The sequence below is a fragment of the Bremerella volcania genome (assembly GCF_007748115.1).
Lineage (GTDB): Bacteria > Planctomycetota > Planctomycetia > Pirellulales > Pirellulaceae > Bremerella > Bremerella volcania.
In genome coordinates this window covers 790,493-815,104 of record NZ_CP036289.1, presented here as the reverse complement: position 1 = coordinate 815,104, position 24,612 = coordinate 790,493, and the positions used below count along the sequence as shown (strand labels likewise).

At 53.9% G+C, this 24,612-nt stretch carries 14 protein-coding genes; 12 read left to right on the top strand and 2 right to left on the bottom strand.

What is annotated here, in order from left to right:
• Entirely contained in the window at positions 1-5,307 is a 5,307-nt protein-coding gene (locus tag Pan97_RS03315) for a hypothetical protein (protein WP_144970729.1), read from the top strand.
• 303 nt (positions 5,308-5,610) lie between these two features.
• On the opposite strand, the gene Pan97_RS03310 is transcribed toward Pan97_RS03315, so the two are convergent.
• Together Pan97_RS03310 and Pan97_RS03305 are read right to left on the bottom strand one after the other, a co-directional pair.
• On the bottom strand, positions 5,611-6,957 hold the full coding sequence (locus Pan97_RS03310; RefSeq protein ID WP_144970728.1) for a DUF1501 domain-containing protein: 1,347 nt from the start codon (positions 6,955-6,957) through the stop codon (positions 5,611-5,613).
• Between the two features lie 48 nt (positions 6,958-7,005).
• Positions 7,006-9,984 carry a DUF1553 domain-containing protein gene (locus tag Pan97_RS03305; RefSeq protein WP_144970726.1) on the bottom strand — a complete coding sequence of 993 codons (2,979 nt, stop codon included), beginning with the start codon at positions 9,982-9,984 and terminating at the stop codon, positions 7,006-7,008.
• Positions 9,985-10,648: 664 nt separating this feature from the next.
• Here Pan97_RS03305 and Pan97_RS03300 point away from each other — a divergent pair.
• From Pan97_RS03300 to Pan97_RS03250, 11 genes are all read left to right on the top strand, one after another.
• Positions 10,649-11,785 (top strand): Gfo/Idh/MocA family protein, encoded by a 1,137-nt coding sequence (locus Pan97_RS03300; RefSeq protein ID WP_144970724.1) that lies wholly within the window; start codon positions 10,649-10,651, stop codon positions 11,783-11,785.
• A 50-nt stretch (positions 11,786-11,835) separates the two neighbouring features.
• Positions 11,836-13,386: an N-acetylneuraminate synthase family protein gene (locus Pan97_RS03295; RefSeq protein WP_196782268.1), complete on the top strand. Its 1,551-nt coding sequence runs from the start codon at positions 11,836-11,838 to the stop codon at positions 13,384-13,386.
• 2 nt (positions 13,387-13,388) lie between these two features.
• Positions 13,389-14,288 carry a class I SAM-dependent methyltransferase gene (locus Pan97_RS03290; protein WP_144970720.1) on the top strand — a complete coding sequence of 300 codons (900 nt, stop codon included), beginning with the start codon at positions 13,389-13,391 and terminating at the stop codon, positions 14,286-14,288.
• A gap of 31 nt (positions 14,289-14,319) precedes the next feature.
• A complete protein-coding gene (locus tag Pan97_RS03285) occupies positions 14,320-15,003 on the top strand; it encodes an HAD family hydrolase (protein ID WP_144970718.1) in 684 nt (227 codons plus the stop codon).
• Positions 15,004-15,702 carry an acylneuraminate cytidylyltransferase family protein gene (locus tag Pan97_RS03280; RefSeq protein ID WP_144970716.1) on the top strand — a complete coding sequence of 233 codons (699 nt, stop codon included), beginning with the start codon at positions 15,004-15,006 and terminating at the stop codon, positions 15,700-15,702.
• 47 nt (positions 15,703-15,749) lie between these two features.
• The gene (locus Pan97_RS03275) at positions 15,750-17,480 is read left to right on the top strand and encodes a hypothetical protein (protein WP_144970714.1); all 1,731 of its coding nucleotides are present in this window, start codon (positions 15,750-15,752) and stop codon (positions 17,478-17,480) included.
• Between the two features lie 530 nt (positions 17,481-18,010).
• Entirely contained in the window at positions 18,011-18,712 is a 702-nt protein-coding gene (locus Pan97_RS03270) for a class I SAM-dependent methyltransferase (protein WP_165698588.1), read from the top strand.
• 54 nt (positions 18,713-18,766) lie between these two features.
• Positions 18,767-20,422 carry a glycosyltransferase family protein gene (locus Pan97_RS03265; RefSeq protein WP_144970710.1) on the top strand — a complete coding sequence of 552 codons (1,656 nt, stop codon included), beginning with the start codon at positions 18,767-18,769 and terminating at the stop codon, positions 20,420-20,422.
• 159 nt (positions 20,423-20,581) lie between these two features.
• Positions 20,582-22,207 (top strand): hypothetical protein, encoded by a 1,626-nt coding sequence (locus Pan97_RS03260; RefSeq protein WP_144970708.1) that lies wholly within the window; start codon positions 20,582-20,584, stop codon positions 22,205-22,207.
• Between the two features lie 10 nt (positions 22,208-22,217).
• The gene (locus Pan97_RS03255; RefSeq protein WP_144970706.1) at positions 22,218-23,396 is read left to right on the top strand and encodes a DUF4214 domain-containing protein; all 1,179 of its coding nucleotides are present in this window, start codon (positions 22,218-22,220) and stop codon (positions 23,394-23,396) included.
• The gene (locus tag Pan97_RS03250) at positions 23,386-24,600 is read left to right on the top strand and encodes a glycosyltransferase family 4 protein (RefSeq protein ID WP_144970704.1); all 1,215 of its coding nucleotides are present in this window, start codon (positions 23,386-23,388) and stop codon (positions 24,598-24,600) included. Before Pan97_RS03255 ends, Pan97_RS03250 begins: the two co-directional genes overlap by 11 nt.
• The last annotated feature ends 12 nt before the right edge of the window (positions 24,601-24,612 follow it).

Genomic DNA, 24,612 nt, shown 5'->3' with positions numbered 1-24,612 from the left:
ATGGCGCCCCTACTAGAACTTTACTTCACCCCGGCGATGACGCTACGTCAAGTGGACTCCGAAACAGTCCCGCAGTACGTTGCCGCTTTAGGAATCCCAGTGGGGGAGTCGGGAGACAGCTTTCAACAACTTTGCAAGGTGGCTTGGCTGGCAGCCCTGCAGTGCCATCTCGCACCCCCTGCGCTGACACGCGCAACGGTGCTCACTCCAGACCAATTGGGTAAGCGATTTCCGAGCGTTCCCGATGATGAAATCCGAATCAACGGAACCTCCGTCAATAATTCTTCAGGGCTGCGCGAGCGATTGCTGCTGCCCAAGACCTTGGCTCGGACAAGCACTGGCCGTGGACTCGACTACCCCCAGATCGTCCGATTGCTATCACAAAACTTCAACGTCGTTCTGTCGGGCTTCGCGGAAGCGGATGAGCAATCCAAGGATTTCGTCTTCTTTCCAATGATTCCAGGGCTCCAGTTGACCGCCGCCGAGCAGTCGCTGCTTATCGACTTCCACCAGCACCAGCCACGCAGTTCGGAATTTGAAGACCAGTTTGACGAGGTACTGGAATCGTTGTTGGTGCGTTTCGAAGATGCGCCTGGGGTCACCCATCCGGCGAAAGATCGATCCGAACTTTCGTACGCAACGCTGCTCTTTGAACAGTACTTCGATCGACTTGTCTCGTTAGTCAACGACGCCTATCACGATGCGTTTGTCGCCAGTGGCCAAGAGTCACTGACGTTGGGGGAATTGTTAGACGGGGACTTTGAGGTTGAAGAGGCGCAAAAGATAGATTTTGAACGAATCGGCGCCATGTTGACGAACGACTTTCTAAGCGGACTGCGTATCCCGGATCAATTTGCCGATCTCGCGACTACGTCCGCCACATTCGAAGGACACTATGTTTGGTCAGGTCAACAATTCTCGATCACTGAATTTGACCCTGACGATCCAGTTGGTGCTTACGAGGTCGCTCTCGGCAGATCAGCCACACTGCCAGCAAGTTGGGTGAATTTCGGTACGGTTCCTCCAACGACCGAAACGATCAATGGGCAGCAGATGCAGCAGTTCATGTCGAATTCGGTCCCGACGCAGATCCGCTCAGCCGCGCCGATCAACCCCATCGAAAAGAATCCTCGTCGTTTCGCATTTACGGAAGCCTATCAATGGGATGTTGCTGAAACGCATCCTGCGATCTTGAAGTTTTCATCAGGGCTTCAGCAGGAACTGAAGCGGATTCGTGATAATCTGAAAGATTCCGACGCGACCGACGTCGACCAAAGGATTCGTTTGCGGCTTTTCGCCGATGTGGCAAGTCAGAACAACCAGGCCGGCGCGGATCCACCCGACCAGGAGCTAACGGATCTGCGATGGATTACACTGATTCCGATGTTGATCCGCCAAGTCGTCGATACGACCGCGGAACGCACATCCGGCGAGGATCCGCCTTCCCCGGTGAAAAACCTTTACGAACTGGTCGGCATGTCGGAAGACAATCGCCGACGGCTTACGGAACTGCTAGGAAACTTCCAAAGCGATCAAGCGGAAGTGTTTGTTCTCTATCCCACTGGTGCTGGCGAGAGCAAGAACGGATTTGCGTCCGATAGCCTGTCGAGCAACGTCGACGCGAATCAGTGCATTTTGCTACGTACGAACCTGTCAACGGAAACGGCCCCTTCTTCGGTTACTTTCCGGGAAGCAGGTGCCGCGTTGCTCGCCCGGGAAGTCGCCGATCCGGACGTCGCGTCGATCGGCCAGGAACGGGGCTTTCTTCGCTTGGTAGAGAATGCCTGTCTGGTCAATGGTGGTGGGTACTATCTGTATTACGAGCCTTCACCAGGCGACGATCCGCTATCTGAGCTGTTCGAAGTCTTGAACACCGATCAAGTCCAACTTCAGATCCTTGTTCGCTTCAAGAAGACCTCAGAGGATCCAGCGGTCCGACCGTATTACAACGGGGTCAGCGGACCAATCCCAGACGCGCCATCAGGCGACGCGACTCAGTATGTTTACGCACGGTTGGATCGTGCCAAGGCAGCCGGTCCCCTAGAATTTCATCCCGTCAACGAATTCGATACTCGCATGCCGCCGGGGAGCGTCGGATTTCGCGTAACACGCGACCGCATCGCGACGCCAACCGACAGTGTCGGACTGGATCTAAGCAATGAAGAAGTCCGACATTATCTGGACAACCTATTCAGCCGCCTCGCTTACCAGGTCACCACTCCCGATACAGAGGAATATCGTAAGTTTCCGTTAACGCTTCCCTTACGAGCGATCGATCCGAATGCCAACAGTTCGGACGTCCAGGCTTCGGGGGCCTCAACAACCGAGCCGTGGACATGGGATGGGGTCCTACAAGTTCTTACCCAACCCTTCACCACACCTTATGCAGGCATCGGCGGCCCCCCTATCCATGTCAGTTTCGGGTTCTGTGATGTCTATGGCAACCAGTTCCCAGCGGCCACCGGATCACCATCAAGCATCGACCTTTCGCTGCGATATTTTGATAAGCTCATCCATCCCCGCCAGTGGCCAGGTCTGCGATCGCGTTTTGATATTGAAGACGGCCAGTTTGTGGTTCGTCTTGAGTGCAATCCATATGACGTGGAAGTTGTCGACAACCAGGCCGAGCACCGCTTAACTCTGGAACAACGCGTCGAGATATGGAAGCGGTATCAGCAAATCAAATTGCAGTTGAATGATCGCCGCTTACAGTCCCAAATCGAGCTTAGCCTGAAGGGCATGACCGGAGATCCTGCGAAAATTCTTAACGAATGCAAGGGGGAACTTGTGGAGTTTGTCGATCAAGTTCCACTGCCCGACGCCCCAGCGACTCCCTTGCCCGATGTCGTCATCAAGTTAGGCAAACCTGACTTGAGTTTTCCTGCCGACTTCTATTCTCTCGACGTCACCCTGGTCGTTTTCCGAAACGGCGACGATAGCCTTTTCGCCAAAATTAAAGAGCCCTGGGATGCGGCCCCTTATGCGTTTCCTTCCGCCAGGAAAGTCCAAGTCCCAATCTCTCTGCCAGGAGACGAGGTTAAAAGCAATGATCAAAGCATGCTTGCATTCGCCACGAAGTTCGAGGCGCTTTTTGCATCTCAGGGATTTCATTTCGCGCTGGGCGTGCGCGACGACGGCACCCCACAAAGCTGGATTCTAGACAAGAAACGTTTAGTCCCAGAATTGCGTCAGGTTTCTCGCACTGAGGAACAAACAGATCTTGTATTTGCACCCCGCCCTCTCACGACAAAGCTGGAAGGTCGCGAATTGAACGGCATCCCTGCGGCAATGCCACTCCCCGGGGCCAGCGATGGTGATCCACTGGACAAGAAGTTCACTGAAGTAGAAATCGATGCTGAATCTCGTCGATATCTGGGTACCGTCGAATCATTCCTCGCGCCTCCCACAGTCCGTTCGATTTTGACCGTGGAAGACACCACGGCAGGCAACAAGAAATTCGGACGCGACAGTCTTCAACGAATCATTGATGCGAAGCGAGAGATATCCAACGGTCTTCCAGAACAGTTGATCGTCGGGCTTTATCAGAACGCTCCGGATCCTCAGACTTGTGCTCAGACATCGGCTCGCAATGCATTTCGTCAACGCGTGTTGAGTACGCTAAACGCGATCTACGGTCTGGACGTGATCCTGCAGTTCGACGCGATTCCTCCGGTCGCAATGCAATCTCATCGCGAGCAAGGGGGAATCGCGTGGTTCGGAAAGATAGCCGAAAAGCAGCGCTCCAGCGTTACTTTAAACTACCAGAATAGTAAGATTCGCTTTCAGAGCCCGTTCGAAGAACAGCCACCCCGCCTGACAGTTCTAATCGATCAGCCATCTTCGGACCGTAGGCCACCGGAATCGCGCTCGCTGACGTTCCAATTTACGCACCTCGAATACGACATCAAAAAAGGATCGACCCCGTGCGGCGTAGAAGCGAGCTTTCAAGACTCGCGCTGGCTGACATTGATCAACCCTATTTCAATTGACGTCGCCGGCGGTAACCAGGTCGACATCCCGATTCCTCTACGCGTATATCCCGATACGCCGCGACTGACCAGTCATGCGGCCGAGCTTTCACTCGACCGCCAAGACAGTGACCTGACACCGACATTGCAGAACGCGCGCTTTTGGGACTATCAGTTGGTCTACGAGGCGAGAATGGAACAACAAGATACGATGCGTCTAACCGTTGACCTGAACGTTGCTCCCTCGACGTTGCGTGCAATGGCGGTCAGCCGAGACCTTCTGACTGAGTTACTACTGTTTCACACTTCGTTCCCCAACCCCAACCAGTACTTCAAGGCACTTCGCACCGCTGGCATCGACCCAGCCTACCGGCCAAAGTTTTTGAAGCGTTTCGTCGAGCGAACATCCGCAGTCGCCGAAACCCTGGCGACCATGGCTCTTGCACCTTCCTCCGCCGCTGTGAGCAGGGTGGGCGATCGTCGCCTTGAATACGAAATCGACGACTTTACACCCGGCGTCCCCAATTCGCCTGACAATCGATTGGCTCGGATTCGTTGGAAAGATATTGACGAGTTGGCCACATTGATTGGACCTTTTCCTAGCACCGATGCTGAGGTTACGTTGGAACCTCACAGTACAACCGCTAGATTTTTGGAACCCGATCCCGTGGAAACGGACGGTTATCGAGGTCGCCTGGTCGAGGTACAGGGAATCGACGTCTTGCGTTTTGAATCGAGCAAGCCGCGCAGTCACATGTTGCGAAATCTGGTACTCGTTCCGCCGTCCGCAACGCCGGGCGATCCAAAATACGCAGTGCGTAGTGATTTCGTCTATAAAACGGGAGAAGTCACGCTCGCAGATCCTCTGATTCCTCACCTGTTGGTAACCGATCCGATCCCCTTGTCCGATCCCCCAACAGTCAGGTCGCTGACGGAACATCTTGAGAAGCTATTCACATCTTTCTTCGCCAATACTCCCGACGTGATTCGGCCAGAACGACTGGCTCGCCTGGAAATGCGATATGCCTTTGATGCCTCAGGGCGAGTAGACTTAGGAAGCAGCAACCCTCAACCGATACTAGAGATTCCCGTTTCATCCGCCCAAAGACTTCTTCCTCCAACGGAGATCAAACTCGATCCCGATCAAAGACGCGATTTGATTCATATGCTGGTCACGGAACTGGCGAGTTGGAACGACACCCACGCTCCTGCACAGGATGGACGCTTGGTCTTCGACCTGCTTCTTTACGCCAGCATCGTTCCGGCCGACATAAACCGGCCACTACTGCATATCAAGAACATCGAATTGCCTCTCTCCCTGATTCGATCATGGGAGTAATTCAAGATTAAAAACTCGGCACTACTTGGAACAAGAATCGGAGCAGGAATGTCCGTCGTGCCGATGCAAATTGAAGTAACACGATCACGTGCTCAGGACACGTCCATCTTTGACCCTCAGCAGCTTTGACCACTGGCGAGATTGGCACAGGTGGCGGGCCTTCGGCAAAGACGGCGTAACCTGTCGGGACCTGATCCTTTCGCCAAAACCGTTCGAAACGCTGTTCCCTCCAACGGTTATTTACTACCGATGACCTTTCTCGCCGTGATGCGTACAACGCAGTTGCCACCAAGAGCGAGAGACTCAGGCAAGTATCTCGTGGACTACCTTACCACCTTCTGGTCCGGTCAGGCGGTGTTCTCTTCCTTCGTGAAAGAACGTCAGGCGGTCGTGCTCAAGCCCAAGGGCATGCAGAATAGTCGCATGCAGATCGCGAAAATGAACTTTCCCTTCCACCGCGCGTGAGCCAGTCTCGTCGGTCTTGCCGTGCGTGTAGCCGGCCTTCACTCCGCCGCCAGCCATCCAGAAGGTGAAGCCGCGGTAGTTGTGTCCACTTTCGTCCTTGCCGTTGTCCGGCGTCAAGCCTGGTCGGCCAAACTCACCTCCCCAGACAACCAGCGTGTCGTCCAGCATTCCGCGCATCTCGAGGTCGTCCAGCAGCGCTGCGATGGGGGCATCGGTGACTTCGCAGTTGGCTTCCAAGTCGCGCCGATGGTTCTTATGCTGGTCCCAACTTCCATGATTGAGTTCGATGAAACGGACGCCTGCTTCCGCAAACCGTCGGGCCAAGAGGCATTGGCGGCCAAAATCAGAAGGCATACAAGTTCCAACCGAAAGCGACTTACCAACACGATATCGCTGGAGCGTTTCTTCCGACTCGGTGCTGGTATCGAGCAATTGCGGTGCGGTACTCTGCATGCGATAGGCGAGTTCCATCGACTCGATCACCCCTTCCAGCTTTCCCGCATCTGGATTCTGCTGGAGGTGCTGCTGGTTCAGAGCCTGGATGAAATCCAACTGTTGACGTTTGGCCTTGTCGGAGAGATGATCGCCACGGATGTTGTTGATTGTGGCGTTCGACATGTTCTCGCCGTTGGTACCGATCGGCGTTCCCTCGTAGACAGGCGGGAGAAACGCACTTGAAAAAACGGAGGGCTTCGAGGTATTTAGACTGATGAAGCCAGGCAAATTCTGGTTCTCGGTCCCCAGGCCATAGTTGATCCACGCGCCCATGCTGGGGCGCTGCCGGAGCCGTTCGCCAGTATGAAGTTGCAGGAACGATTGCGCGTGGTTGCCAGTATCGGCATGCATGCCGTTGATCATGCAAAGCTTATCGGCATGTCGCGACGTTTCCGGCAAGAGATCCGAAATCCATTGGCCGCTTTCGCCGCGCTGCCTGAATGGATAGACCGAACCGGGATGCTTCTTCTGACCTGTTTGCGGCTTGTAGTCGAACAAATCCAATTGAGCCGGCCCGCCGCTCATGCACAGAAAAATGACCCGTCGGGCTCTCGGACGCAGCGGCGGTACTTTCGGCTCCAACGAACCAGAAGATTCTGCCAAAGTCGACTGCTGACATAGTGCCGATAGGGCCAAGTACCCGAACCCGCACGATGCTGCTTGCAACAGGTTTCTGCGAGATGGAATCATGGGAGACCTCGTGTTTGGCTGGGTACCAACAATTGTCATTTGTGGGGTTTAATCGACATAGCGAAACTCATTGGCGGCGAACAAGCCCTGACACAAGACGGCCCAGGGATGCACTTGGTGGCTATCGGACGCACTGGAGTTTTCGCTTTCGAGCCGATCAATGAGCGTAACCGCTTGTTGTAACTCGGACTCGTTGGGATCGCGTTGTAATGTTTGCCGGAAGGCGAACGTGACCTTTTCTTCGGTCGTGGCCTTGGGATCCGCGGTTACCTTCGATGCTAAGTTCTCTGCCTGCTCGATAACGAAGGGACTGTTCAATAGAAACAGCGACTGCGCTGGCAACACGGTTTGATTGCGTTTGCCGGTTACTTTCAGTCCGTCGGGTAAATCGAAGGCCGCCAGTTGAGCAGGCGGGGCATTTCGCATGTAGCAAAGATAGATGCTGCGATGATTGCTCGGCTGATGCAACGTCGATGCTTCATGCGGAGGCTTGTTGATTAGCGCATCGATGTCTTGGATAGAACTCCCTGCGGCAGGCTCCAGGTTCAGTGCTCCGCTTGCCAGAAGAATCGAGTCGCGTAGCTGCTCGGCGCTTAGGCGTCGCTTGCGATGCCGCGTCAATAATCGGTTCTCGGGGTCGCGATCGGCAATAATGGAATCGTAGTCGCTAGACAACTGATACGTTCGACTCAGCACAATCGAGCGAATCAATCCTTTGATCGACCCGCCACGGTCAATAAAGTCCTGCGCGAGCCAATCGAGCAGTTCCGGATGTGTCGGCCGGGCACCATACACGCCGAAATCGTCCGGCGTTGCGACCAGCCCTTCCCCCATCAACTTCAGCCAGACTCGATTCACCATCACGCGCCACGTTTGGGGTTGCCGCGGATCGGTTAACCAATGGGCCAATTCAAGTCGTCCGCTACCGGCGTCGGGAATCGTCAGGTCCGGGACGATCGGTGAGGACGCTTCTCCCTGCACTGCCTTCCAACATGCGGTGAGAGCACCGCGTGGCACCTCAGCCCCCAACTTAGCACTGGTGCCATTGATGTGCACCTTACAGTCCGCAGGCTTCGTCGCTTCCCGAACACCCATTGCCAGTCCAAGTTGCGTTACCCCCTTAGGGCGGCCTGAGGCATCGTGCAAAGAAACGACATCTGTATCGGAAAGCGATTGTGAAAACAAGCTGAAGTGAGCCAGGTTTCCCGTGAGGGGTGCGAAGCCTTCGCTTCTTCCCCCGAAGCTGAAACGACTCTCATTGCCAAAGGTCGATTCGAGCTTGCCATCAATTTCCGGCTTTTGTACTCCATTGAGATACACACGGATCCGATCCCCTTGGCGGACCATGACCACGTGATTCCACGTCCCTGGCGAAATGATGGTCGATCCACCCAGGGAAGCCTTCTTCTTGTTGCCGTTGAATACGAACAACCGCCCGGTTCGTTTTGGATCATGCGTTCCTCCGATTCCCAGGTGGTCGCCAGGAATCTCTTTGTTACCAAGCTCACCACGGGTAAACAGGTATGTCGTGATTGGCCGTGCATTGTTGTCCATCTCGTTCTTGAACCAGAACGAAACGGTATAGTCCGCCGTCAGATCGGCGGCGCTCCCTTCCAGGTAAGACTCTCTGAGCTGGGCAAACTCGGCTTGGGAAAACTTCGACGAGCCGACTTCCTTCCACCCTTCAGGCAATTGATCAAGCGGAACGTTTACCGCTGGATTTAACTGCTGGGTCTGGTCAAAGTATTCGGCAGGTAAATCGAGGGAAGCTTTCATCTGTTCAAGCTTCGCGCCAGCGTCGGGGAGTTCGGATTGCAGGATATGCAGTTCCGTTGGAGGCGCGGTCAATTTCTCGTTGCCTGCGGCGCCGTAGAGCGTCTCACTACTCTTGAAAATGCCCGCCAAGGCATAATAGTCGCGAGTTGGAATAGGATCGTGCTTATGGTCATGGCAGCGGGCACACGCAACACTAAGCCCCATGACGGCCGTGCTGACCGTGTTGATCTGATCGTCAACGATATCCATTGGGAAATCTTTGTTCATCGCCGATGCAGGCTTCGAGCCAATGGCCAAGAAGCCGGTCGCAACCAGCAATCGGTTTCGCTCCTGGGCTGTCGCGGCAGGCAACAGGTCGCCGGCAATCTGTTCGGTCAGAAACCGATCGTAGGGGACGTCGCGATTGATGGCGTCGATGACATAGTCGCGATACCGCCAGGCATGGGGGAAGGTGGCATTGCGGGACAAACCGTCGTTCCCATTCGACTCACCGTACCGAGCAACATCAAGCCAGTGCCTTCCCCAGTGTTCGCCAAACTGAGGTCGCGAAAGCAACTCGTCCACCACTGCCTGCATGGCAAGCTGGCGATCTTTCGTCGCCGCTTGCACAAATGATTCGATTTCTTTCACCGAGGGGGGAAGACCGATCAGGTCGTAGTACAAGCGTCGAAGCAGCGCGGGAAGCTCAGCATCGGCCGTGGGCTGGGCCCCGGCCTGTTCCATTTGGTGCAGCACGAACTGATCGATCGGACCTAGCGGCCAGTCTTTCTGCTCGACGCTTGGAGGATCCGTTAATTTCCGTGGATAGAATGACCACAGTTCTTCCGGTGTCCAACTCTCCTTCGGCCCAGTTTTCACCTCTTTCGTTCGCGGATCCCAAGCCCCCCGCTGGATCCACTGCGAAATCACATGGATCTCCGATTCTGAGAGGGGCTTATCAGGCGGCATCTCGAACGATTCGTAATGTAAAGCGTCCAGCAGCAAGCTCTTCTCAGGATCGCCAGGCACAACGGCCGGACCAGATTCGCCACCTTTTAAGATCCCTGCACGGCTATCCAGCAGCAGCTTCCCACCAATCTCTTTCGATGCCTCGGCGTGGCACTCGTAACAATGGGTGACCAGGATCGGACGGACCTTCTCTTCAAAGAAAGCACGCTCCTGGTTGGGGATCTGCTCTTGCCCCAAAGCGTTCGAACCGATTACCGGACCGATGAGCAAGGCGAATAGCAATTGAGGAATCCGGTGCGTCATGTCCGGGGTCCTGACTGGGCGGGAGGTGGAGAACGAAAGTTCTTAGGCAGGTTGCGCCTGATTGTCGCTCTGAGGGGACCGGCATGCAACGTTTCTCTTCCATGTTCCGGCGATTTTTCCCGACAAAGTGCTCCACCCCGCAGAACTGGGCATTCTAGGTAGATATTTCATGACATCACCTTGCCTATTATCTGCCATTTCAGTCAGGCATCCTATGTGTCAACGCGTCGAAACAGGCGAACAACAATCACGTCACCTACCCAACGTTTCCGCCGGAGATAGTCATCCATCGTCGGTCGGCTGGGACGATTGAGATGCTCCCCCTACGTCAAAAAGTGTGGGCAGATTGGGTTTGGGCGTCCCGAATTTCGCTATTGTGGCTACGCAGGGCTTTGGATTAAATTGCTTCCACACAGCCTCACACTGCCTTCGGGCTGAGCTATTTTCAGCTCCAATCAATAGGCACCAAACGTTGAATTTGTCGAGACTTACGACGGAAAAGCTCGGCGCCAACGGTTGTCTCGGTCATCGTGATTCACGCGGCATCTTTGGGTTCGCTATTGTAGCGGTGGTTTGAGCGAGAATTGTTACAGGATGTTCGGCTGGAAATCTGGTCTTCGATCGAATTATCAGCCGCCAGGAGACCCAAGCAAGGAAGCTGGTAATGTTGCGTGTAAAAATCTATGGGGCAGGCTCGATCGGGAATCATCTCGCAAATGCATCGCGACAACTCGGCTGGGATGTAACCGTTTGCGATGTCTCCGAGGCCGCTCTAAACCGAATGCGGGAAGAGATTTACCCCGCCCGCTACGGCACGTGGGACCCTGCGATTCAGCTTTGTACTAACGACAATGCTCCTCAGGGTGGTTTCGACCTGATTCTCGTGGGAACTCCACCGGAATATCACCTGCCGTTGGCCGTGCAGGCCTTAGCCGAAAACCCTAGGGCCATCATGGTCGAAAAACCGGTCTGCCAGCCATCGCTCGAACTGGCTCAAACGCTCTGCAAGGAAGCCGGTGATACCAAATTATTCGTTGGATACGATCACGTAGTTTCCCGCGCGGTGACTGCCGGGCGCCAACATCTGGCCGACCAGGTGCTGGGCCAAGTCCATTGGATTGACGTCGAATTCCGCGAGCACTGGAAAGGTATCTTCGCCGCTCATCCATGGTTAAGTGGTCCATCCGATACCTATCTTGGATATTGGCAACGCGGTGGCGGCGCCAGTGGCGAACATTCGCACGCGCTCAATCTCTGGCAACACCTGGCTCATGTTTGCGATGGCGGACGTGTTTCTGAAGTCGACGCCAAGATGGTGTACGAAAGCCATGACCAGGGTACCTACGATAGCCAGTGCATGTTGAATCTACAAACAGAAGCTGGACTAGTTGGGCGAGTGGTCCAAGACGTCGTCACGTTCCCACCGTCCAAGCGTGCCGTCGTACATGGCGAACGAGGCTCGCTGCAAATCGTCATCGGATACAAGCCTGGCTGCGACGCTGTCATCTTACAGGTTGAAGACGTCGCTCCTGTCGTCGCCGAGTTTCCCAAGACGCGTCCCGACGACTTTATTCAAGAGCTGCGACATATTGCCGCACACCTGGAAGATTCAGCTCCAGAATCGCCTATCTCGCTAGCACGTGGCCTCGACACAATGCTGGTCATTGCCGCGGCCCACGAAAGCGACTCGCAATCGTGCCGCATGCAGCTGGATTATCAGCGTGGTTATTTGCTCGAAGCAGTTTCCGCCTGTCCTGCGAAAGCTCAGCCGCACCCCATTTCAAATCGTCGATGCGCTTAAGCCGCCGGTCCTTTGCTCATGCACCGTTCACTTCGTTAAGTGAGGTTCCCGTGTCTCCGTTCAACTTCAATGGCCTCTTCGTCCTTGACTTGGCAAACAACCATCAAGGCGATCCGGAACATGCAACCAATATCATCCGCGCGATGGGGGAAGTCGCCCGTGAAAACGGCGTTCGGACCGCGTTGAAGTTTCAATTTCGCCATCTTGATACGTTCATTCACGCCGATCATCTCGAAGGAAGCTCGAACCGGCATGTCGATCGCTTTCTGTCGACGCGTCTCACGAACCTGCAGTTCGCGGGTCTCGTTGACCAAGTGCGTGCCAATGAAATGATCACCATGGCGACTCCGTTTGACGAAGAGTCGGTCGACTTTGCGTCGGATCTCGATATCGACATTCTGAAGGTCGCCAGCTGCTCTGCCACAGACTGGCCTCTTTTGGAACGGATTGCCGAAGCCAACAAGCCGGTCATTTTCAGCACCGGCGGACTGACCATGAAGCAGATCGATAACCTCGTGAGCTTCTTCGATCATCGTCGAGTGCGCTGCGCCATCATGCACTGCGTGTCGATTTACCCAACCCCCAAAGAACACCTGCACCTGAATCAGATCAGCGCTCTAAAGCGGCGTTATCCCGACAAGGTCATCGGTTTTTCAACTCATGAAGAACCAGATGAAACTTCCCCCGTGCATATCGCAATCGGCCTGGGTGCCGGCATGCTCGAGCGGCACGTCGGGATTGAAACGGACTCAATCAAACTCAACAAGTATTCGTCGACGCCCGCCCAGGTCGATCGATGGATGAAAGCGGCAATCGAAGCAAGACAGATCTGCGGCTCCCTCGAGCGCGTTCCGCCCCAGCCGGAAGAAACCGATGCGCTTCGCAGTTTGATGCGAGGCATCTACTTGCGACGTCCGCTTGCCAAAGGCCAGCAGATCACGCGTGACGATGTCTATTTCGCAATGCCCCTCAACGAAGGGCAATTGACTTCGGGCCAATGGGCCGAAGGAATCGTCGCCACCGCGGATCTAGCCAAAGACCAAGCCTTGCTGGGGGAGTACGCTGATCGCCCAAAGCCGGATGACACCCAGGCACTCACTTCGGCCATCCATGGCATGAAAGCGATGCTGAACGAAGCCCAAATCTCGCTTCCACCAACTTTCGAAACCGAGTTTTCCCATCACTTCGGTGTCGGCAATTTCCGTGAAGTTGGCGCGACGTTGATCACGTTCGTCAACCGGGAATACTGCAAAAAACTAATCATCCAACTGCCTGGCCAACGTCATCCAGCCCACTACCACAAGGCCAAGGAAGAGACGTTTGTAGTACTGCATGGCAAGCTGGAACTTGTCGTCGAAGGACGCCACTACACGCTTTATCCAGGCGATATGCAGCTTGTCCAGCAAGGCGTGTGGCACGAATTCTGGACAGATACCGGCGTAATTTTCGAGGAAATCTCAAGCAAACACGGCCTGTGCGATTCGTTTTACGAGGACAAATCGATCAACAGCATGGACGCCGACTCGCGAAAAACGCGGGTAAATCAGTGGGGACGGTATCAGATCCGACCTGCCAAAGCGATTCGAAGGATGGCCGCCTAGTCATGCAATCTGCGATGAATCAAACGTGCCCGATTTGTAATTCCACCGATTGGAAAGCGGAATACGAAGGCCCGGTACGCGATGGTGTCTTTGGCAAGTATGACGACGGCACCGTCTGGAAGTGCAATGGCTGCGGTGTAAGCCATTTGCCGCCGCGACAGACAAGCCTTGAAGCTTACTACCAGTCGGACGAGTACCGCGAAGACGTCGGCGAACAGGCCGATCCTCAGGACTACTTCTCGCGCCACGACGACGAACAGTTCGACAAAGCCCGATTTCTGAAAGGCACCTCTTTCCGAGGCAAAGTCATCGCCGACATCGGTTGTGCAGGCGGCTCGTTCCTGGACGTCGCCAAGGGGCTAGCCGAAGCCTCCATCGCCATTGAGCCAGGCAAATCGTATCATGCTTCCCTCATCGAGCGAGGCCATCTTGTCTATGGCTCGCTTGAATCCGCTGCTGTAGAGTGGGCAGGCAAGGTCGATGTGGCTGTCTGCTTCAGTGTGATCGAGCACGTTGCCGATCCGGTCGAATTCCTGGCTGGCATCCGGCGTCTCCTGAAATCAGATGGCGTGCTGGTTCTAAGCACTCCTAATCACCGTGATGCCCTGCTTGAGTTCTCGGGAGATCCATATCGATCATTCTTCTATCGCTGGGTCCATCCCTGGTATTTCGACGAGGATTGCTTACGTTCCGCTTCGACCAAGTGCGGCATGACCTTCGAGCCACATTACGTTCAACGATTCAGTTTCGCGAATTTCGCCGCGTGGCTACGTGAGGGAAAACCGACGGGCAACGGTCATGACGCGGCTCTTGGCCCCGTGTTCGATGACGTATGGAAGTCGACCCTTGAGGCGCAAAAGAAGTCGGATTACCTGTACGGCTTTTGCCGACCGGCGGCCTAACATCCCCATGCGTCAAGGATGGCGAACCTAAATGAATACTACGATTCGTACGATCGTATTCGACTTCGACGGGGTGCTGGTCGCGTCCAATGCCATCAAACGGGATGCGTACTTCCGGATCTTTGAAGACGCCGAAATATCTTCTGGCCAGATCGACCTTTGCATTCGCCAGAATTATGACGGAAACCGATACGATGTGATCGGCGCCGTTGTCGATAACCTTCTGAATCCGAGCCTGCTACCAAGTGAGTTCGATCGCTCTGCTTGCATCGAGCAATACGCTACGCTTTACAACGAACATTGCGAGTCGGCGGTGGCGGAGTGCGACGAAGTAGCTGGTACCAGCGAAATACTTGATCAACTCTATGGCAAGATCCCGCTGTACATCAACTCTGCCACCTTGGAAGAACCGCTTCAGCGCATTGTTCGTCAACGAGGCTGGCATCAGCGTTTTCAAGGGGTCTTCGGCTCACCAACTTCGAAGGTCGCAAATCTCGAAAAAATTCGGCAAGCCGAAAACTGTCTCCCCGAAGAGATCGCGTTTGTCGGTGATGGTCAACGAGACGGGGACGCCGCAAGAGCTTTTGGATGCTTGTTTGTTGGAGTCCGAAATGACCATACGGATTTTGTCGCTCCGATACCGTACGAAATTGTTCGGTTTACCGAATTGATAGAGGTATTGGAAAACATTGCCTCCAACATCAAGGCTGCATAAATGATCCAGGATAAACGTGTGCTTGTTGTCGTTCCGGCTCGTGGGGGCAGCAAGGGAGTTAAGCTGAAGAACATCCGTCCGCTCAATGGTCGGCCGTTGATTCATTACACCGGCGAACTCGTTCAGAAATTGCAGTATGTCGATCGTGCGGTCGTATCGACCGACCATGTCGGAATTGCCGCCGAAGCGAAAGCGGTGGGTCTCGACGTGCCGTTCTATCGCCCTCCAGAGCTTTCCGGGGATCGCGTGGGTGACCTGGAAGTGCTACAGCATGCTCTCACGGAAACCGAAAAGATCGATGGCGTTACCTATGGCATCGTGGTGATGCTACAACCAACTTGCCCTCAGCGAACTATCGAGCACGTCACGCAAACGATTGAGCGTTGTGCCGAGGGAGATTATGACGCGGTCTGGACGGTTTCTCCCACCGATTTGAAATACCATCCCCTGAAACAATTACAAATCGATTCAGAAGGCAACCTGAGCCACTTCGATCAGCGAGGGCGACAGATCATTGCCCGTCAACAACTTCAGCCAACGTATACCCGCAACGGCGCAGCCTATGCGATTAGCCGCGCTTGTTTGCTCGAGAAAAAATCGATCATGGGGGACAAGGTGAGCGCGGTTGTCATCGACGAACAACTCGTGAGCATTGACACGCTGGAAGACATGCAGCAAGTGGAACGACTTGTCGCCTAAGACTATTGATAGCCGCCGCGTGAACGAACACGGATAGGATCCATCGGATGAGCAAACTTACCAAACTTGTTCGCAGCTGCACCACATTTGCCAAGCGGCTAATCAATCCATTGAGTGGAGATGTCGTCCGGCATCCAAGCTTGCGATCGCAATGGCAGCAGGTTCTTGCGAATAGTCCCGCTGTTGTCAGCAACCTCCCAGCCCCGACCGGGACGCGAGTATTGTTCGCAACCTCTTGGGGTAGTGCCGAGCAGTGTCTTGTGCTCGAATCGATATTTGCCATGGCGTTGCGATTGCGTGGTGAGAATCCGACCATGCTGCGATGCGACAATACGCTTCCGGCATGCGAATATAATCCCAACGCCAAATTCGTACCCCCGTACGAGGATGTCGATTCAAGCCACGCGGAAGCGGCGCGCCCGGACATCTGCGCCCAATGCACGCTTGATAGTGAGCAGGGATACGATGCGTTGCCGATCGAGACCTGCGCATTCAGCGACTATGCGAAGCATGAGGATCTTGCCCGTATCCTCAAGATCGTCGATCAGGTTCCGTTCAGCGAGTTCCGGGACTTTACCTACCGCGACATCGCAGTCGGCGAACATGCGTATGCGACGACGGTGCGTGTTCAACGTCGTGGTACGTTGCTCGATAATCCTGAAACTCGAGCCCAGAGTCGAAGATTTCTGGCTGCCTCGATCATGGTGGTCGACTTGATGGAACGACTGATCGAAGACCTGAAGCCCGAACGGGTGATTGCGGTCCATGGTGTCTACGTGACCCACGGTACGCTCTGTGAAGTGGCTAGAAAGCACGATATTCCCGTTGTCGTCTACGGTACGCCGCTTCGGAAGAACTCAATCTGGCTCTCACACAAAGACACGTACCATCGCACTTTGATCACCGAACCGAAACATCTGTGGGAAAATCTTCCCCTCACCCCTGCCCGCCGCGAACGGATGAACTCTTATATCGCCGGTAAGCGGCTCGGTGGACGAGAGTACGCGGCCTACTACAAGGATTCCATCGACTCGCCGGAAGCGATCCGACAAGAATTAGGACTCGACGATCGGCCGATTGTCAGCCTGTTCACCAATGTCCTATGGGATGCCCAACTCTATTTTCAATACAACGCGTTCGACAATATGTTGGATTGGCTGAATCGCACCATCACCTATTTTGGCAAGCGGGACGATGTGCAACTCGTCGTGCGGATTCATCCAGCTGAAGCCAACGGCGGCCGAGGTTCTCTGCCTACCAATCAACCTATTCTTGCGGAGATCGAACGCGAGTTCCCCCAGCTTCCGGCAAACGTGAAGATCATTCGACCGGAAAGCAAAATGAATTCGTATACGCTTGCCGAGATGAGCAGTGCAGCCCTGATTTACGGAGCCCGGATGGGGGTCGAGATCGCCATGCTCGGTGTGCCTCTAATCGTAGCAGGCGAGACATTCAATCGTGGAAAGGGGTATTCCTATGACGTCGAATCGGCAGAGGAATACTTTGAGTTGTTGGACCGAGTCACGGAACTTCCCTACGGCGTGCCAGACTCGATCGGCCTGGCTACCAAATATGCCTATCATTACTTCTTTAAGTTGATGATGGACTTCCCCCTCTACGAAGTCAGCGACGAGTTTCAAGTTTCGGGCGCTCGCCTGTCGTTTAAGACTCTCGATGCGCTTCTTCCTGGAAGTTGTGCTTCGCTCGATACCATCTGCGCTGGGATCGTCGACGGGGAAACACCATTCTTGCATGACGAACTCAGAGACGCCGCGTAAGGATTTTCGCGGGAATTAATGAGCAAAGAAATATCTCGGCCGTTGCCTTGATGGCTGTGCATGTCCGTTTCCTCAACAACACGGAATGCACTTGGCCCATGCCAACGAGGGGGTCGACTTTATCAATATGGGCTAATACTCGTATTGACCCAACCGCTTGTGATTTCTTACAACCTTCTCGCATCGTCCAGAGAGTTTTACGAAGCCCATCAACTTCAAGTCCCTCTCAGACGACTTGTGAAACGTAGCAATATCTGGCAATTTGCGAAGAAGGTCAACGGCCAGACGAGCCCCAGGTTTATACGCTGGTTGTGGGAGAGTTCGACGTGAAGTGGCTTCGGCGAATTTATGAAAAGCATCGCCTTCGTATGCTGTCAGTTCGAGATACGGTCTTTTCCCTCATACCATTTTTTGGGCAACGACGCAGCATCCGGAAGCTTCAAGAGGAACTCTTCTCGGTGCCGCCGCTCCCTCCAATCCACTTTCTCCCCGATCCATTGGCGGATCGGCTGAAATCCGCGCGGAGGCAAATGTCGGACTTCCTGGTCGAAGAAGACGGCATTACGGACGAAGAGCATCAATACCTTCTGATGCAAATGTTCTTTCGTGGTCCGATGGACAAAGTACGTGAAGAGCTACGCGCCGTCCTCGACACGATTGACGTCGACCAGTCGGTGCAATCGCTTCCGGTCTGGGATATTGGCTGCGGACGAGGAGAACTCCTAGAAATTCTGAACGAAGCAGGATTCAACGCGGTTGGCATCGATACCAGCGCCTTGATGATCCGGAAGCTGAATGAACTCAACTTGGAAGCCCGGCATGGAGACGCGATTGATGAACTCCGCATGGCTCCCGACAACAGCCTGTGTGGAATAACCGCATTTCACGTCATCGAGCACATGCCATTTGGCACCGTGACCGAACTCTTACGGCTTAGCTACCAAAAACTGGCTCCCGGCGGCTTCTTACTGCTCGAGACACCCAATCCGTTTTGCTTTGAATCGTTAAGCTTCTTCTATACCGATCAAACGCACGTGCGTCCTATTCAGCCATACCAATTGGCGTTCGCGGTCGAGACAACCGGGTTTACTGACACGCGTCTCCATTTCACCGCGCCGGTGCCCGCCTCACGAAAGCAAGACACGCACAATTGGATGCGGCTTTATCAAAACCATGGAATCGTAGCAAAGAAACCACTAGCGTCCGCTTCGACCCTGAAAAAAGCAGCCTAACCAAGGTTTGAACGCGAAATGGATTTCTCGGCCAACAATCCAGCGAAACCTACCATGCGACCATGGCTGCATCAAAATTGGGGGCACCTGGCTGGGATCGCAATGCTTGTCCTGGCATCGATTGGTTTGATTCGGATTGCGTTTCTCAACGCATTCGCGGCCGATGAAATCGCGTTCTTCGTCTGGGGCAGCAGCATGCTCCAGGACCCAGAATTCCAAGGCATTGGGAGCCCTCTCTTCCGCCTGAATGAAGCAGGCTATGGTTCCAGCTATTGGACCCTCTACGTCAACTTGATCGACTGGTTCGAAACCGACGCGTTCTGGATTTTAAGAACGCTCGCCTGCATCGCATTTGTGAGCATTCCCGTTTCGATCGCTGTCGTTGGCAACATGGCGAAACCCAAGTTTGGCTATCTCCTGGCAGCGCTATGGCTAACGATGCCGATCGCCTGGTGGTGCGGCAAGATCACAGGCCCCGAGACGTTTGCGTTGGCGATGGCCGTTTATGGGGTACTGTTACTCTACAGCGATTCCCATCTTCGCGAGTCGCTGTCTCCGAGGATGGCCCAGGTTGTCGCTCCATTGGGATGGATTCTGATTGGCGGTGCCGTTTCTCTCAAATTGACGATGATGCCGACCGCCATCTTCGCGTTTCTCTTGCATTTCACGTTTCCGATGAAGGAAGGCAAGAGCCTAAAGACAGTCTCATTGAAGATGTTTCATGTGACTGGCCTTATGGCTTGTGGTTTCCTTCTGATGACTCCAATCGTGATCTTCGATTCCGCAGCATTTGTCCAGCGAATCGTAACACTACCCAGTGGAGAAGCCTGGAGTTGGATGATTGCCAAGACGAGTCTCAACAATCACATTTGGGGCTGGGATGGTGTCTTTTCTGGCGGCTTAGTTCAGTGGAGTCTTTGTCCTTTGGCGTTCCTAATTCTTGCCGGAATGCTTTTGATCAAGCAGCGACGAGTCTTCCTCATTCTGCTGATCTCCTTTCTGGCCTGTTGGTTGATGATTGCCAGTAAGGGCGCACTGCTTGGTTGGTATTGGTTCGGCTGGATTCCCATGATCGTTCTGTCCTTACTCTGGGTACTTAAGCCAGATCAACCGAATCGTGGACTGATCGCCACAGTAGCATCGGTGATTTTGATCAACCTGTTGTTTCAAACGCCGGACATCGTCGAACGATACAGCATGAAATCGCAGCAGGCCATCTCGCTAACCCAGCGATCTTCCGTCCAGCAAGCTTTATCCGAGATAACCAATGGAAAGAGTTACGACCTTGTTCTGGATTACTGGGAAGTTTCTCATGTTGGAGGGTTAGAGTTTCCTAAGTCTGGTGCTTCCGAATTGGTGCAAATGACCCCACCTGAGACGAATTTCGTTTCGGATCGCCGTTCATCCAAGGATTCCGCCCCTAGGAGGTTTGATCCCGGAGTTGTCAAAGCCAATGCGTTTTGCCGCATTCATGACATGGGCACCTATGGCACCGAAGGTAAGTCGGTCCTCGTCGTTGTCTCCAAACGACTTGCTTCCAAGCATGCTTTCGCTGATTTCGACCGATTCTTAACCGAGAGAGTTATCCCCAATTCTCCCGATCAGACTACCTACTCGCGAATTGTGGACCTTCCCGAGACTGCGATTTATGAGATCCATAGTGGGGCATCCGTCGCAGGCCTCGTGAATCACGCCGATTCGAGTCGCTAGCAAGCTTCTGAAGCGACACCTCTGGCCCATAAAAGCGATATTGGCCCGATATTGCAGATGCCTTAAGATACCCCGCAATTCCTGAGGGCATAGGAAACCCAGGTTAATTTGGTGCACGGTGAGCAATCGGTTGCAGCCGATTCCAACAAGGATGAAGTGATGGATCTAGCGCATGCGCGCGAATTGCGACCCACTGCCTGGATTGCGGCACTCAGTCCTCAACGTCGCCATCTCTACCTGGCCTTGCTCATGACTGCCATCGGAAGTGTCGTGATGGCATTTGCGCTTCCCCGTATCGACTTTCACGCTGACGAAGCGATCTATCTTACAAGAGTCCCCGTCAACACAGGCAAAGATAGCGGACTCGTGTTTCATGCTGCTTACCTGTCAACGGGTGGAGGAGCCCTAACGCCTCTATCGGCTCGTTGGACCTCGCTTCTTCTGGGATGCGTGCTAATTTTTTCCACAACGCGAGTCGTGCAGCTTTTGGTTCCTTCACGCGCACAGCTTGCGGGAGTTCTGATCCCACTATCGATGGTGATCTCGTACCAAGGCATATTTACCATCCTGCGAGTTCGACCTGAAATCTCATGGGTTGCCGTCGCCAGTTTGGCATGCTGGTGCCTGGCCGAATTGCGCACCAAAGATAGTTGGCTATTTCGAGGGCTCTTGATTCTCTCGTTATTGCTTTTGCCCATGAATCATTTACTCAGTCTCTTCCCGGCCTTCTTTCTGGGTTGTTACCTCATACTGTTTGCACGGACACGACTGGGAAACGTTTTTACTGGCATCGCCGTTAGCGCGATGGGCGTAGGACTAATTCTGAACCACGCCGTAAGAACATGGATGGTGGATGGACAACTCCATTTCCTTCCTGCACTGGGTGGGGGCTCAGAAGGGCAGCGGTTAGGTTTGGGCAGTTTCTTGAAGAACGTCTATTGGCACAGTCCCTTGTTTTTGAAAGACGCGGCGGTCAACGATAACTTGTGGTCTTCGATGAACCCCTTTGAAGCGGACTTTGCAACCTCGCACTGCTTTGTTGCCACCATGATCTGGGCAATTGCCTTACCGCTTCCCCTGGTCATGCGTACTTGGGAATCGAGATTCGTTGCATCGATCCCGCTGGCAACGCTGGGCCTGTTCTATGCGTCAGGCTACTTCAACCCAACGTATTCTCCGATTCTTACGATCTACGCAGTCGCGATCTACGGATTCATGGTCGTCAATCGCTCTTACTGGGTTGGCAATCGCGCAATTGCCGCGGCCATCTTAGTGGTGACGATTCTGAATGGTGGTTCCTTCCTTGCAACGCGAGTCTTGAATCACGGCCCGGCGACCTTCTTCGAAGTCGAGGCGCTCTTGCGTGAGAAGATTGCCGCTCTGCCGCCGGAAACAGTGATCTCGGTTCCCGAGCGATTTCAATCAGCAATGGGAGATCGTGCTCAGAAGCACGTCCTCTTCAAGGGGGACCTTCCAGAAGACATCGACATTATAGTACTTGATAACTACGACTTCGAAATGTATCGCTTCGTTCCGGACTACGACAAGCGACAACAGCAAATAGCGACCTTCGCGAGTAACGCCAAACAGCTAGAAGACCTTGCTTTGCCCGTATACCAGGGAGAGAAGTTATTCCCTCAAACGGCGGAGAATACTCCCCTGAAAACCGTTCAAGGATCATGGTTCTTCAGGAACTCGGTCAACTATACCGTCTCGATCCTTGAGAATTCCGCCGAGCAAAAGCAACTGGCCAGCCGCAAGCCAAACAGTATCGAACATCGTTAGGATCAAACGCATGTGTGACAAAGCCACCATCGAACGAGTCCGGGCAGACTTGAGAAAGACCTTGTTGCCCATGGATAGTCTTCGAGAAAAGGTATTCCAATCCGTCGATATTGCCGAGCTTCTGACGCCGAAGGACGATATCGAGTTTATCCGGCTTGCCTATCGCAGAATCCTCAATCGGTCAGCATCCGAGAATTGCATCCAGCAGTGGATTGTTCCTCTGGAAAAGGGATCACTGACTCGGGTTGATGTCCTGATGAAGTTAAAGCAATCGAAAGAGGGACGTCGTCGCAATATTCAAGTGCTGGGCTTGGAAATGTATGCCAAAGATGAACTGAAGGAGAACCCACGCAAGCGTCGTTGGTGGAAGCGACTGATTTCGAAGTTGAAATTATCTCGCATGAGTGCCGAAGACGTGAACAACATGACGAACCTTGATCGTCGTGTTGCTTCCCTGGCAGCCGATTGGCTGGAAGTCACTGAGAACATCGAACATCAACTTCGCCAACTACGCTCGAGTGCGAATTGCGGTACGCTTCCTTCGCTCCCAAATCTGTACATCGATGAACAAAGCATTGCCGCGAACGACATCGCAATGCACGTTCAGCAAATGCACGCCGCAATGGCCCAAGTACAGGACGCCACACCGCCCTCTTCGTTGGAAGGAATTCTCTCGGAGATTGGGCACTACACTGACAAGTCTGACGTTGGACAAGGGGTTCTTCGGGATTGGCTGATCGCCACAGATGGTGTCCAAGATGTGATACGTGGTTGTCGCTCAGCCGGCATCGAGATCGCGAATTGGGCAGTGCCGGCCAGTTCGCTCGGCTATATCCGCTCGCTTGGCATCCCCGCAACGCTCGAAACAACGCTGACCGACTTCCTTGCATCCCAGCCATTGGAGTCATTCGGCGGGATTCTACTCGAGTCACGGCTTTCCCATCTGGACGACAACGAACTGATCAAGTGCCTGCTGCTGGCATCCGGTGCTTTAGTACCGGGAGGATGCCTCTTGATTGTAGAAACGACCTCGAATCAGCCATTTCATGTGATACGACTTCAGTCCGCTTTGCAAGCGTGCGGATTCACAAACCAAGGGTCGACTGCGCAGTTGCAATCCAAGTATGCAGACACCATGATCCTGCTGGCAAAAGCGCCCGTTCGTAGCGAGGTTTCTTGTGATTCGTAAGATAGCGATGATTACCCCCTGGCCTGATGAAAGGACAGGAATCGCTGACTACGCGTTTGACTTGGTGCATGGCCTGGCAACCTCAGGCGTGGAAGTGGATGTATTCACCACAAGCAACGACGCGTCAAGCAACCATTCCCGAGTCACTGTTCACGATCTCGATCATTTCGCTGGTGGTAACGGGTATGATCAAACCGTCTATCAAATGGGCAACTGCAGTACGTTTCATGGTCCCCAACTGCCGGTCCTGACCCAGTACCCAGGCGTTGTACATCTCCATGATCCGGCACTGCACCACCTGATGGCGTTCTTTCTCTATCGCAACGACGTGCAAGATCAGAGCAAGATGCTGGCCTATTACGATGTTCTTCGAACGTGGTATGGACCAGCTGTTGCAGATTGGATTTTGAAATACAACGAAACCGATACTCCATTATTTTGGGATGGGCCGTACGTTAACGAGGTTCCTTTCTTCGACCCCGTACTTGCCTGTGCGACAGGCTGCATCGTTCACTCGCAGTTTGCGCAGAAATCGATTGGCAAGCGATTTCCCGAATTGGAAGCGTTGAAGTTTCCACAACTCTACCGGGGAATGACACCGAGTTGTTCGGATCGTATGGAACAAGATACGATCCAGGTCGGCATCTTCGGAATTGTTCAGCCCCACAAGCATGTAGACATCGTGTTAGAAGCGGTGAAGGCATGTGCCGCCAAGGGCTCGAAAATTCATCTACACGTTGGAGGCTCTCTTCAGGGAACTTGCGAAACACTACCTCAATTTGCCCGCAACCTGGGCATTCAAGACAGCGTGACCTTCTACGGTCGAATGGAAGAAGAAGCATTTCTCGACAAAATGCGAAACGTCGACGTTTGCATTTCACTTCGCTATCCAACCATGGGCGAGACGAGCGCCATCGTCTCGCGGGCTCTGCAACTCGGTTTGCCGACCATCGTCAACGATGTCGGCTGGTACGCGGAATTGCCGGAGTGTGTCGTCAAACTGCCAGTCGACAAAAACGAAATGAGACAACGCCTGACCCAGGAACTTTCGAGGCTGAGTGAAGACTCGTCACGTCTTCCCTCATGGAAGCAGCGATGCCGCAAATACGCGAGTTCGGCTTGTTCTTACGAACGTGGCATCCAAGACTACATTCAACTTCTGAATCACTTCCGTTCGCCGTTACCGCTGCAGAAAGCAGGCTGAACACGATACCAG